The organism is Mycobacterium sp. E1747 (assembly GCF_001667775.1).
In the GTDB taxonomy this organism is placed as follows: Bacteria; Actinomycetota; Actinomycetes; order Mycobacteriales; family Mycobacteriaceae; genus Mycobacterium.
The window spans coordinates 22,776-36,140 of record NZ_LZJI01000053.1 but is presented as its reverse complement, the minus strand read 5'-3'; the positions used below and the strand labels follow the sequence as shown (position 1 = coordinate 36,140).

Annotated in this window: 10 protein-coding genes and 1 pseudogene; 5 read left to right on the top strand and 6 right to left on the bottom strand. The window is 61.2% G+C overall.

Annotation, left to right across the window (positions count from 1 at the left end; genetic code table 11):
• The 4 genes and pseudogenes from A5695_RS28930 to A5695_RS06420 form a co-directional block, all read left to right on the top strand.
• Positions 1 to 150 (top strand): annotated as a pseudogene (locus A5695_RS28930) (GDP-L-fucose synthase); the annotation flags it as partial.
• Positions 151 to 340: 190 nt separating this feature from the next.
• A complete protein-coding gene (locus tag A5695_RS06430) occupies positions 341 to 1,063 on the top strand; it encodes an FkbM family methyltransferase (protein WP_068079290.1) in 723 nt (240 codons plus the stop codon).
• Positions 1,064 to 1,186: 123 nt separating this feature from the next.
• Positions 1,187 to 1,999, top strand: coding sequence for a glycosyltransferase family 2 protein (locus A5695_RS06425; protein ID WP_068079293.1), 813 nt, complete (start codon positions 1,187 to 1,189; stop codon positions 1,997 to 1,999).
• A gap of 42 nt (positions 2,000 to 2,041) precedes the next feature.
• Positions 2,042 to 3,229 carry an acyltransferase gene (locus tag A5695_RS06420; protein WP_082945880.1) on the top strand — a complete coding sequence of 396 codons (1,188 nt, stop codon included), beginning with the start codon at positions 2,042 to 2,044 and terminating at the stop codon, positions 3,227 to 3,229.
• A gap of 98 nt (positions 3,230 to 3,327) precedes the next feature.
• Here A5695_RS06420 and A5695_RS06415 read toward each other — a convergent pair whose 3' ends face one another.
• From A5695_RS06415 to A5695_RS06390, 6 genes are all read right to left on the bottom strand, one after another.
• Entirely contained in the window at positions 3,328 to 4,119 is a 792-nt protein-coding gene (locus A5695_RS06415; RefSeq protein ID WP_068079289.1) for an ABC transporter permease, read from the bottom strand.
• Positions 4,116 to 4,859, bottom strand: coding sequence for an ABC transporter permease (locus tag A5695_RS06410; protein ID WP_068079288.1), 744 nt, complete (start codon positions 4,857 to 4,859; stop codon positions 4,116 to 4,118). The genes A5695_RS06415 and A5695_RS06410 overlap by 4 nt, the downstream gene beginning before the upstream one ends.
• A complete protein-coding gene (locus A5695_RS06405) occupies positions 4,856 to 5,803 on the bottom strand; it encodes a daunorubicin/doxorubicin resistance ABC transporter ATP-binding protein DrrA (protein ID WP_068079287.1) in 948 nt (315 codons plus the stop codon). The genes A5695_RS06410 and A5695_RS06405 overlap by 4 nt, the downstream gene beginning before the upstream one ends.
• Positions 5,804 to 5,931: 128 nt before the next feature.
• Positions 5,932 to 8,844: an RND family transporter gene (locus A5695_RS06400; protein WP_068079286.1), complete on the bottom strand. Its 2,913-nt coding sequence runs from the start codon at positions 8,842 to 8,844 to the stop codon at positions 5,932 to 5,934.
• Between the two features lie 37 nt (positions 8,845 to 8,881).
• Positions 8,882 to 11,773: an RND family transporter gene (locus A5695_RS06395; RefSeq protein ID WP_068079285.1), complete on the bottom strand. Its 2,892-nt coding sequence runs from the start codon at positions 11,771 to 11,773 to the stop codon at positions 8,882 to 8,884.
• Complete coding sequence (locus A5695_RS06390) at positions 11,770 to 12,189, bottom strand: MmpS family protein (protein WP_068079292.1); 420 nt, start codon at positions 12,187 to 12,189, stop codon at positions 11,770 to 11,772. The genes A5695_RS06395 and A5695_RS06390 overlap by 4 nt, the downstream gene beginning before the upstream one ends.
• 931 nt (positions 12,190 to 13,120) lie before the next feature.
• Here A5695_RS06390 and A5695_RS06385 point away from each other — a divergent pair.
• Entirely contained in the window at positions 13,121 to 13,351 is a 231-nt protein-coding gene (locus A5695_RS06385) for an MbtH family protein (RefSeq protein WP_067753920.1), read from the top strand.
• Positions 13,352 to 13,365: the final 14 nt, after the last annotated feature.

Genomic DNA, 13,365 nt, shown 5'->3' with positions numbered 1-13,365 from the left:
GACGCAACAAACCCGGATGGGACGCCGCGCAAGCTGCTCGACGTCTCACTCTTGCAGGAGATGGGATGGCTGCCCAGCATCACGCTGCAGAGCGGCATCGAAGCAACGGTGTCCTGGTATCGCGAGAATGCGGATGCGGTGAGGCAGTGAACGGGCAACGTCCCGCGTATTGAAGAATCGCTCCGCGTGCGTCTGGGCGGCACATCCCGTCGACGTGCGTTGACCGTGGTGGCGCTCCTTCGGGGCGGGTGGGCCGGACAGCCGAGCAGCCAGCATCGCGCGCAGATTCAGCATCGCCTAGAGGTCTCCTCCGCGCATATTCGCGTGCTAATGTGGCGCGGTGGAATTCTTTCGCAATGTTCGCTTGATCGCTCGCAACGTCAGTATGGAGACGCTGCGTCACTTCGATCGCAAACGCCTCCTAATCAATCAACTCGAAGCTCTGAAGATAAATGTCGTTATTGACGTCGGGGCGAACTCGGGGCAATTCGGTACGTCATTGCGGCGTGCGGGATACAAGGGCCGCATTGTCTCGTTCGAACCTCTGTCCGAGCCTTTTTATCAGTTGCAACGCAAGGCCGCAAACGATCCATTGTGGGATTGTCGGCAATGTGCGTTGGGTGACGCCGAACAGACAATTACGATCAACGTTGCAGGGAACGCCGGCGCAAGCAGTTCCGTCTTGCCGATGCTCAAGAGTCATCAGGATGCCTTCCCGCCTGCGAATTACGTCGGCACAGAAGAAGTGCCCATACATAGGCTGGACTCCCTTGCCCCAGAGTTTTTGAAACCCGGTGACGTGACGTTTCTCAAGATCGACGTGCAGGGTTTCGAGAAAGAGGTGCTGGCGGGTGCAAAAGAAACGGTCAACGACCGCTGCGTCGGCATGCAACTCGAACTGTCCTTCCTGCCGTTGTACCAGGGGGACATGCTCATTCATGAATCGCTCGAACGTGTGTATTCGATGGGCTTCGTACTCACGGGCTTCCTGCCGGGTTTCACCGATCCGCGCAATGGGCGGATGCTGCAGGCCGACGGCATTTTCTTCCGCGGCGACAATTGACCGCGCAGCGCGACCGTCACTCCGTGCCGAAACGACAGGTGTGACCCAGCGGGCGATCCCTGAGCGGAGATTGTTCGGAAGAAGGGGAACACTAGGCGGTCCGCTGCTAACGTGACAGGGGCCATGACCGCGCCACTGTTCTCGATCATCGTGCCCACCTTCAACGCAGCGGCGACAATCCGAGCCTGCCTGGAAAGTATCGTCCACCAGGTCTACGACGAATTCGAAGTGGTTATCGTCGATGGCGCGTCGACCGACGGAACCGTCGAGATCGCGCGGGGCTTTGGTACCGAACTCGGCGCCCGTCTGGTCATTCACAGTGGCCCCGACGATGGCCCCTATGACGCCATGAACCGCGGTGTCGAGATCGCCACGGGGGAGTGGCTACTGTTCCTGGGGGCCGACGACACTCTTTACGAGTCGGACACCCTAGCCCTAGTGGCCGCCTTCATTCGCGACCACGAAACCAGTGATCTCGTGTACGGCGACGTCATCATGCGCTCAACCGACACTCGCCACGCCGGCGCCTTCGACCTCGACCGCCTGCTGTTCGAAACGAATCTGTGCCATCAATCGATCTTTTACCGCCGTAAGCTCTTCGCTGGGATCGGCCCCTACAACCTGCGCTACCGGGTGTGGGCTGACTGGGACTTCAACATTCGGTGCTTCTCCAATCCAGCCCTAGTAACCCAGTACATGGATATCGTCGTCGCGCGCTACAACGACATGACCGGCCTCAGTATGCGGGAGGGGGTCGACAGAGAGTTCAGAAAACGGCTCCCCATGTACTTCTGGGTGGCGGCATGGGAGACCTGCAGCAGAATGCTGGCCTTCTTGAAGGACAAGGAAAACCGGAAACTCGCGGTCCGCTCGCGCGTGATCAGGTACCGGGCGGCATCCAATGCACGGCAAGCATCTGGAGTCACGGGTGAGTGAAGCACGACGGCCCTTGCTCAGCGTGAAGGGGAGATGGGGCGTATGACGCTCGGGGAAGTGTTCGACCCACGCAAAAATGCCCTCAACGCGTGGCGCTTGGCATTGGCGACCGGTGTGATCCTGTGGCATTCCTTCCCCCTTACGGGGCGCATGCCGTTCGCGCCTTTCGTCCAGATTCTGGGCCTGGGATGTGTCGACGGTTTCTTTGCGATCTCTGGTTACCTCATCGTCTCGAGCTGGCTCCGAAATCCCCAGCTCGGCCAATACTTCATCGCACGATCCCTGCGGATCCTGCCAGGGTTATGGGTGTGCCTCGCCGTCACCGCATTCATCATCGCTCCCATCGGCGTGGCGCTTCAGGGTGGTTCGGCGGCAAAGCTACTGCTGTCCCGAGCACCGATCGAATACGTTTTGAAGAACAGCGCAGTGTGGATGTTTCAATTCGATATCGGCGGCACACCTCGCGGTATCCCGGTCTCGGGGATGTGGAACGGTTCCCTCTGGACTTTGGGGTGGGAGGTGCTGTGCTACATCGGTGTCGCGGTATTTGGCATCGCTGGGTTACTTCGCCGGAAATGGGCTATCCCGTTGGCGTTGACGCTGGCTCTGGCCTGGTCGGTGGTGCTGCCGGGGTGGGGTGGGGTGCACGCGATCGCCGCCAACGCCGCGCGATTCGCCCTCATGTTCTTGGCCGGGGCTCTTGTGCATCAACTGAGAAACGCAATTCCCGCTAAATGGTCGCTCGTCGCGGTATGCGCCGCCGTCGCCCTCGCGTCATCGGCGGTATTGCCTAACTATCGGCTGATCGCCGCTCTCCCCATGGCCTACGCCATCATCGTTTCGGGTTCCCTGATTAAAAACAGGCGCATGAGATTCCCCACCGACCTGTCCTACGGCGTGTACATTTACGCGTTCGCGCTCCAGCAGTTGCTGGTGCTCGCGGGACTTGTTCGCCTTAATTCAATCTTGTTCTGCCTCATATCTATCGCAGTCACGGTGCCAACCGCCGCGGTGAGCTGGTTCCTCATCGAAAAACCCGCGTTGTCGTTGAAGCGCCGTCTGAGGGGGCGCGCCGCGCGCCGAGAGCGGGCTTCGGACCAGCTTGGCGAACCCGAGTCAGGCCCGAGCCGCTATTCAGCTGGCGGCGAGAATGCCAGGTGCACAAGCAATCTCCCAACCGACGAGGACGCCCCGGAACCACCCTCGACGAGCCCTGAACCGGCCGTATAGTTGCCGTGGTGCACCTGGTCCTACTCCGGAGGTCGATATCTCGCCTCAGGCGGGGAAGCGCCTTGCCGAGCCCCTGAAAAACCAAGGGCAGCAACGTCTTACGCGTTGGACTCCGCAGCGATCCGGTACCCGCGGACCGCCAGAGGCAAGAAGACGGCGAGGAATGCGATCGCCCACATCAGTGTGGCGGCAACAGGCCACAGGATCGGGCCGCCGTGGGCCAGTGATCGCATCGCCTCGATAGGAGGGGAGATGGGCTGCAGGCGGACGAACGCCTGAAGCCAACTCGGATACTGCCCGACCGGCGTTGTGCCAGGGTTGAGAAAGGCGAGCGCCACGGTGCCGCCCGCCAACCAGGTGGTCATGGCGCGGCCGTTGGTACGGATGACGAGCGCCATTGCCAGCGTTGCGAATTCGACAACCACGACCGACGGGATCAGTACATACAACAATGCCGAGACCCACCCGTGCGAGAAGCGCAGCCCCATGATGATTCCAAGCCCGGTGATGAGGATCGTGCCGATGAGCACGCGCGTAGCCTCCGCGGTGAGCCGCCCGGTCAGGGCGCTGGCGCGGTGCACCGGCAACATCCACATCCTGCTGATCAACCCCGTCTGGCGGTCGTCGGTGATTCCAACGGAGTTGGCTAAGCCGCCGAACAGCGCCGACAGCACCGCACATGTCGGGACGAGCCCGTATATGCTCTCGACGCCGGTAATTCGCCGCACCTGTTCACCCAAGACCGCTTGATAGAGCAGCAGAAGCCCGATGGGCAACAACAGCGACCCCATGAGCACGGCTTTGTCGCGCCGCCATCTGGTGAGCAGCCGGCCGGCCTGGACCCAGCTCTGGGCCACGAGCGAGCCCTGTACCCCTGTCCCCGATGTCATCCGGCTCGCCGTTGCATTCGTAGCGCGATGCCTCCGAAGACTACGACCATCCCGACACACCAGGCCATGCTCGCTGCCAAGTTGCTGGTTGATAGGTGGCCCGCGCCCAGCCCGCGCAGCGTCTCGGCGACCTGTGACACCGGTTGATTGCGCACATACGCGCGCAAATAGCCGGGAAACGCCTTCTCAGGAGCAATTCCGGTGGAAAGCATGAACAACAGCAGCTGGGGGACGAACAGCAGATAGCTGGCACCCTGCAGGCTTTTCGAGCGCGAACCCAGTGCGTCGGCGCCCAGTGCGACGGCCAAGCAAAGCAGCAACGCGATGAGCATGAAGGCTACCGCAGAGCTGATTCCGCCGGTCATCCGAAATCCAAACGCGTAGCCGGCCGCCATCGATACGGAGAGGGCGAGGACGCCACGCATCATGGTGGCTGTCACGCGGGCGCTTACGGGCGTTGCCGCGGCGATCGGCAGCGTTCGTAACCGCTCGCCGAATGCCGATAAGTGGTCACGGGCGGCGCGGTCAGCCGTCATCAGCGCGACGAAGATCATCGACTGGACGACCACGGCAGGCAGCAAGTACTGCGCGTAGCTCACGTGGCCGGTGTCGACGAGGCCGTGCAGCGCGACGGTGAAGCCGGCCAAATATACAACTGGTGACACCAGTTCGAATATCAGGCCTCCGTCGCGCACTGAGGACATCAGCGAACGTTCGGTCAGGGCTGCGAGGCCGCTCATGGTCGAGCCACGGTCCGCTCGGTGAGATGCAGGAAAGCCTCATCCAGTGAGGGCTTGCGCAACGAGATGTCGGCGAGTTCAATGCCCAGCGCATCGACCCTGCGGAATACATCGGCCAGTGTCGCCACCCCGTCGGGGGCGAACACCGATACCGAGTTGGTGTCGGTGTCGACGTCCAACCCTTCGAACCCGGCCAGCGCAGTCGCGATCCTGGGCAGGTCGGCGGGATCAGCGGGGCTCACCTGGCAATAGCTGGCACCTACCCGGCGCTTGAGGTCCTCGGCGGTGCCGCTTGCGATCACCTGCCCGTGGTCGATCACGACGATCGAGTCGCTCAGCTGATCCGCTTCTTCCAGGTACTGCGTCGTCAGCAGTACGGTCACTCCTTGCCCGGCCAACGAGCTCACGAGGGACCACACGTCGCGGCGGCTGCGTGGGTCGAGTCCGGTGGTCGGCTCGTCGAGAAACAGCACCTTCGGCCGGACCATCAGCGCGCACGCGACGTCCGTGCGCCGCCACATGCCTCCCGAATAGGTGGAGATCAGACGATCGGCGACCGCGCCCAGGTCGAACTGCTCGATCAGCTCTTCGGCACGAGCCTTTGCCTGTCGGCGACGTAGGCCTCGCAGCCTGCCGAACAGGATCAAATTCTCCCTGCCGGTGAGCAACGTATCCATCGCGCTCTTTTGCCCGGTCGTCGAGATGCTGGCCCGCACCTGCGCCGGCTGGCGGACAATGTCGAATCCGGCGACGGTGGCACGGCCCGCGGTAGGGCGAATCAGTGTTGACAGGATGTTGATGGTCGTCGTCTTGCCGGCACCGTTATGGCCGAGCAGACCACACACCGTTCCTGCCGGAACGGAGAAGTTCACGCCACGCAGGGCATGTGTGTCGCGCCCGAAAGTCTTTGCTAGGTCGACAACCTCGATTGCCAGTTGGCTCACCCTAGAGAGTATTTCATGGTGCTGAGATCACGTTGGACAGATTGGTCGTACATGCTCCTCCGTGACATCTTCGGCGAACAGCGAACAACGCAGGGCCGACGCAGCGCCATGTGAGAATGAATTGCCATCTAGACGGTAGTCCTTGGTAATTCCGCCGTCGGCGCATCGTCGCCGAACTCCCGGTGCAGCAGGACGGAACGCACTAGCGGACGTGGGCCCTCGGAGCGCAGCATCAGACTGGCCGGCCGGGGCCGGACGACCTGCGGCCACCAGAACCAACGTCCGAGGATCGTGGCGATCGTGGGCGTCATGAAGGAACGCACGATCAAGGTGTCGAACAACAGACCGAGTCCGATCGTGGTACCGACCTGACCGATGATCCGCAGGTCACTGACCACCATCGAAGCCATCGTGAACGCGAACACCAGGCCGGCGTTGGTCACGACTTTGCCGGTACCCCCCATCGCGCGGATGATGCCCGTCTTTATGCCGCCGGCCAACTCCTCTTTCATCCGGGACACCAGCAATAGGTTGTAGTCGGATCCCACCGCCAAGAGGACGATCACGGACATCGGCAGCACCATCCAGTGCAACTTGATGCCAAGGATGTACTGCCAGATCAGTACCGAAAGCCCGAACGAGGCGCCCAATGAAAGGGCCACCGTGCCCACAATGACAAGTGCCGCCACAAAGCTTCTCGTCAGGATGAGCATGATGATGAAAATCAGGCAGAGCGCACCGACGCCGGCGATGAAGAGGTCATAGGTGGATCCGTCGCGGAAGTCCTTGTACGTCGACGCGGTGCCGGCGATGAAGATCTTGGAATTCTCCAGCGGCGTGTTCTTGAGCGCCTCTTCCGCGGCGGTCCTGATCTTGTCGATTCGCGCCACCCCTTCGGGCGTCGCGGGGTCGCCTAGGTGGGAGATGATGAACCGAGCCGCTTTTCCATCCGGAGACAGGAACTGGCTCATCGCCTTCTTGAAATCTGCATTCTCGAAAATGTCCTGGGGGAGATAGAAAGAGTCGTCATTCTTGGAGGCGTCGAACGCCTCACCCATCGCGACGGCGTCCTTGTCGTTGCTGTCCATCTGGCCGATGATCCCGGACATGGTGCTGTGATTCGTCAGCATCATCTGTCGCATGTCCTCGGACATCGCGATCATTGGCGGGAACTGCTCGAGCAGCTGAGGCATGAGCGCATCCATGTGGTCGAGATGGACGAGCATTTCTTTCATCTTGTCGCTCAGCGTGTCGACACCATCGAGCGTGTCGAAGATGTTGCGGAGCGCGAAGCAGATGGGAATGTCGTAGCAATGCCGTTCCCAGTAGAAATAACTTCTAATGGGGCGGAAGAAATCTTCGAAATTCGATAAGTCGTCTCGAAGGTCACTAACGACCTCAAACATCTCATGCGTCTTGGCAATCGAATCATGAGTCAGGGCGGTCATCTGCTTTTGCAGCTCGTACATCCGCTTCATGTGCTTGATCTGCTCGGCCAACATGTCGGCCTGGACCACCAGGTCGTCCATCCGAGCCTGCATATATTTCACGTCTTCGTGAATGATTGCCTGTTGCATGCTGAGCAGGAAGGGGACCGAGGTGTGTTGAATCGGCGTGCCCTCGGGCCGGGTTATGCCCTGCACGCGCGAGATCCCGTGAACCTGGAAGATTCCCTTCGCCAGTCGGTGCAACACCAGGAAATCCGCAGGGTTGCGCATGTCGTGATCGGCTTCGATCATCAGGATTTCCGGCATCATCCGGGACTGAGAGAAGTGGCGATCGGCCGCGGCATAACCGACATTCGCCGGAATGTCCTTCGGGATATACGCCCGGTCGTTGTAGCTCGTCTTGTAGCCGGGCAAGGTCACCAGGCCAACCAGGGCGACCGCGATGGTCGCGACCAGGATCGGCACCGGCCAACGGACGATTGCGGTCCCGACGCGGCGCCACCGCCCAAACCCGATGTAATGCTTGGGATCGAATAGCCCGAATCCGCTGCCGACGGTGATGACCGCAGGAACCAGGGTCAGAGCGATCAGCACCGAAACGAGCATGCCCACAGCGCACGGCACACCGATGGTCTGGAAGATCGGCATCCTGGTGAAGCTCAGGCACAGCATCGCCCCGGAGATCGTCAGACCGGAACCCAGGACAACGGGCGCGACGCCGCGGTAGGTGGTATCGAAGGCCGTTTCTCGGTCCTCGCCCGCCTGGCGAGCCTCCTGATACCGGCCGAAGAAGAAGATGCCGTAGTCGGTGCCGGCGGCCATGGCGAGGGCTACCAGCAAGTTGATGGCGAACGTGGAGAGCGCGACAATGCCGTTGTCGCCGAGGAATGCGATAACCCCCCGGGCCGCAAATACCTCGATCCCGACCGTGATCAGCAGAAAAATCACGGTGAAGACCGACCGGTAGACGAACATCAACACCGTAAAGATGATCACCGCGCCGATCACGGTCATCTTCAGGATGGAACTGTCACCAGCGTGCTGCATATCCGAAACGAGCGCCGCGGGCCCGGTGACATACGCGTGCAGCCCCGGGGGCGGCGGGTTTCGCGCGATGATCTGGCGCACCGATGCAATCGAGTCCTGGCCCAGGGTCGTGCCCTGGTTACCGGCGAGATTCATCTGGACGTAGACGGCTTTGCTGTCCGGGCTTTGCGCGCCCGCCGCGGTGAGCCGATCGCCCCACAGGTCCTGCACGTGTTCGATGTGTTTGCTGTCCGCCCGCAAATCGCGGACCAGCCGGTCGTAGTACGCGTGCGCGTCGTCGCCGAGTGGCTGCTGGCCCTCCAGCACGAGCATCGCGAAACTGTCCGAGTCGGACTCCTTGAAGTCCTTGCCCATCCGCTGCATCGCCTGTACCGCCGGGGCATCCTGCGGAGCCATCGGGACGGAATGCTCTCGTCCGACCGTCTCGAGCCACGGAACACCGAACGAAACCAGCAGTGTGAACGCCACCCAGGCCAGGATGATCAGCAGCGCGAGCCTGCGAACCATCCGCGACGCGGAAAAGGCGCGCGGGGGCGGGCTACTCATGCGGCCCCGTTCCCGGCCAAACGTAAAAGCCCGCCACTTATCGCGAATCTTTCAGCAACAGGGAACGCACCAACGGGCGCGGTCCCGTCGGCCTGAGCAGGGCGCTGGCCGGGCGTGGCCGCACGCGCTGCGGCCACCAGAACCAGCGCCCCAGCAGCGCGGCAACCGACGGCGTCATGAATGCGCGGACGACCAACGTGTCGAACAGCAGGCCCATGCCGATCGTCGTGCCCACCTGGCCGATGCTGCGCAGGTCGCTGACCACCATCGACCCCATGGTGAACGCAAACACCAAGCCGGCGTTGGTGACGACCTTGCCGGTGCCGCCCATGGCACGGATGATGCCGGTGTTGATGCCGGCGCCCAATTCCTCTTTCATGCGGGACACCAACAACAGGTTGTAGTCAGAACCCACCGCCAAGAGGACGATCACCGACGTCGATAGCACGGTCCAGTGCAGCGGTGCGTGAAGCAAGTCCTGCCAGACCAGGATGGACAGGCCGAAGGACGCCCCCAAGGAGAGCAAGACCGTTCCCACGATCACCATCGCGGCAATGAAACTGCGCGTCATGATCAGCATGATGATGAAAATCAGGCAGAGCGCCGAGACGCCGGCAATCAAGAGGTCGAACTTGGAGCCGTCCACCAGATCTTTGGTTATCGCTGCGGTTCCGGTGAGATAGATTTTGGCGTTTTCCAGAGGCGTGCCCTTCAGCGACTCTTCGGCCGCCGTCTTGATGGCCTCCACCCGCGAAAGACCCTCGGGTGTCGCCGGGTCACCCCGCTGCGAAATGAGCAGCCGGAAGTCCTTGCCGTCCGGCGACATGAACACCTTCTCGACCCGCTTGAAGGCATCGGAGCCGTCGATGATTCCTGGCGGCAGATAGAAGGAGTCGTCGTTTCGGGAAGCGTCGAAAGCCTGCCCCATCGCGCTCGGATCCTTGACGCTCGAATCCATCTGACCCATGACGCCGGACATGGTGCTGTGCATCGTCAGCATCATGCTGCGCATGCCCTTCATGATCTCGATCATCGGAGGGATCTCCATGACCATCTGCGGCAGTACGACATCCAGCTGATCGAGGTTGCCCACCAGGGCCTGCAACTTGTCGTTGATCTCGTCGACGCCGTCGAGCGCGTCGAAGATGGATCTGAGCGAGAAGCAGACCGGAATGTCGTAGCAGTGGCGTTCCCAGTAGAAGTAGCTGCGAATCGGCCGGAAGAAATCCTCGAAATTCGAGATGTGGTCGCGCAATTCGGAAGTCACGTCTTGCATTTCATGCGTTGTGCCGACCATCTGGTGGGTCGTAGTCACCAGCTCACGCATCAGGCCCACCATGTGCTCCATGATGGCGATCATCTTGCCCATCTCTTCAGCCTGCTTGAGCATGTCATCCATACGGTCTTTCTGGAATGCCATGTTCTGCAATTGGCTCGCCTGCGACATGCTCATGATCCACGGAATCGTCGTGTGCTGAAGCGGGACCCCTTCCGGCCGGGTAACGGTCTGCACGGTAGAAATTCCCGGGACCGCGAGAACCCCTTTCGCCAGTTTGTTGATGACCAACATGTCCGTCGGGTTGCGCAAATCATGATCCGTCTCGACCAGCAGAATTTCCGGCATCATCATTCGCGAGCCAGGGAAGTGCCGTTCGGCGGCCGCGTACCCGACGTTGGCCGGAATGCTCTGCGGGATGAATTTCTGATCGTCGTAGCTCGGCTTGTAATTCGGCAGCGTCAGCAACCCGATGAGCGCGATCGCCAATGACGCGATCAGGATCGGCGCCGGCCACCGAACAATGGCCGTGCCGAATCGTCGCCATCGGTGCGTCGAGATGGGCCGCTTCGCTTCGAAGAGCCCGAAACGGCCGCCGGCGGCAAGCAATGCCGGCCCCAGAGTAAGCGCGACGAGCACCGCGATCGCGATGCCGACCGCGCACGGAATGCCGAGTGGCTGGAAGTAGGGAAGGCGGGTGAAGCTGAGGCACAGTACCGCCCCGGCAATGGTCAGACCCGACGCCAAGACGACCTTGGCGACGCTGCCAAATGTAGTGTAGAAAGCGACTTCTCGGCTCTCGCCAAGCGACCGGGCTTCTTGGTACCGGCCGACGAAAAATATCCCGTAGTCGGTTCCCGTCGCGATTACCGCAGCGACCAATAGGTTGACGGCGAAAGTGGTGAGGCCAACGATTCCTAAGTGGCCGAGCAAAGCGACCATTCCGCGGGCGATCTGCAATTCGAGCCCGACGATCAAGAGCAAGAGAATTACGGTGACGACTGATCGGTAGACGAGCAGCAGGGTGATGAAGATTACGGCGAGACTCGCCACGGTGACCAACATGACCGTCTTCTGGCCGGCGATATTCATGTCGGCGACGATCGGCGCAGGGCCCGTGACATAGACTTTGAGACCCGCGGGCGGCTCCGCCTTCTGCACGATCTTGCGGACCGCTGCGACGGATTCGTCACCCGCGCTGCCGCCCTGGGTTCCGTTCAGGTTCACCTGGACGTATGCGGCCTTCCCATCTTGGCTTTGCGCCGCGCCCCGGGTGATGGGGTCGCCCCAGAAGTTTTGGACGTGCTGCACATGCTTGTGGTCGTCTTCGAGAAGGCGAACCAGACGGTCGTAGTAGTGGTGCGCATCGTCGCCGAGTGGCTGTTGACTTTCCAGCAGGATCATTGCCAAAGCGCCGGAGTTGGTTTCCTTGAAGTCCTGACCGAGGCGCTCCATCGCTTTGAATGAGGGTGCGCCGATCGGACTCAGCGATACCGCGTGCTCTGCCTCGACTTGTTCCAGCGACGGAACGCCGATGCTGATAAGCACCGCGATGCCCAGCCAACCCAAAATGATCGGCACGGAGAACCGGTGGATCATCCGCGCGAAGAATGGTTGCGAGGCCCGCTCGGTAGCCAAATCTTGATTGCTCATGTGGCTGTCAGCACGCAGTAGGTGAACGCGTTCAACTCGTGTGAGATCCTCTCGGCTTTGACCACACCATCCACCACTATGCGGCACCCCAGCGTCTCGCTATCGCCCTGCGCGACAACGTTTCCCACGATCGAAGGCAGGGTGGTCGCGATATCGAACGACCAAGGAAGATGGATGTCGTTGATGTGATTCGGCTCACCATTCGCGTCGAAATAGCTGATGTCGGCTGTTGTGCCGGGTGGCCCGAAGACCTCGTACTTCACATGCTTGGGGTTGAACGGCTTGGTGTCTTGTTGCCGGGTGTCGGCGTACGAAGGGCGCTTTTCGGATCCGAATATCCCGTGCAGACGGGCAACCGTTAATCCGCCTGCGGCAACGACGGCCGCGATCACCAATGGGATCCACACTTGCTTCAAAAGTCTGAAGATCCCGGCGCCGCGACTCCGGCGGTTTTCCCGAGGCGCCCGGATCCCGCCGACCTCTTCTGACGATCGGCGGGCAAAAGGCAGAAAACGGCGTCGGCGGTCAGACTGTTGGCTGATGTCGCGGCCTTTCGTGATGGCGATATCGGGCCGGGTCCGCACGTCGGGATCGACCACAGCACCCCCTTCCGCCCGTGTTGACGTCTCTTGCCATATCCGCCGGCCCGAACAAACTGTTACATGCGGATCGCGAGACCAGACTGCGGCACATCGATCGCCGTGTACGCCGCAGACTAGTCGTGCTCCGGCACCTCTTACGAGCCCCGCCCCCGGGGGAGCGCGACCAGGTCTTCATGAGTAAACCACGCCAGCGGTCTCCGTATCAGCCCTTCGACGAGGAGATACGGGATCGTAATTGCATACCGCATGCGTAACGGCACTTTTCGATTTTCACCCGGCTGGTTCAGCAGGCCGGCGCCTGCCGCCCAACTCGGGGTCGCTGACCATCGGCAGCCCCGGTCAGCTAACGACGATCCGCAGCCGTAGTCAAGGGGCACCGGCCGGTGCGTCTGTGGGGGGATTTGCGTCCGTTTTCGTGGCTCCGTCGCCGACCGGAAGGGCCTCGCCTCGTCGTGATTTTTGCCGAGGCTCGCGCCCCGGTATCCTAGGCAACGACAAGCACCCAAAATTCCATCGTCCTAGAAGGTCGACCTTGCCCAATTGCGAGCCGCGCCGGTAAGCCATTGCTGAAGGTCACAGCGGCCAACGGCGGCCGCTGCGTAGCCCTGTACCAGCCCAATCTTTAGGGCGCATTAAGAGCCTGACGGGTCACCCCGGGAACTTTGTCCAAATCTCGGACGCACGCTAGTGGCTCCAGTATGGTTTGGAACCGTTCCACTCATGTCAACTAGCAGCTTGGAGAACTGTGAGCATCAATCCGTTCGACGACGACAACGGCAGTTTTTTCGTCTTGGTAAACGACGAGGAGCAGCACAGCCTCTGGCCGGCCTTCGCCGACGTTCCAGCGGGCTGGAAAGTGGTCTATGGCGAGGCGGATCGCGCCGCATGTCTGGAATACATCGAACAAAACTGGCCCGATATTCGGCCAAAGAGCCTGCGAGACAAGCTCGCAACGGGCCGGGGTTTTGACCAGTAACGAGTCGGGGTATG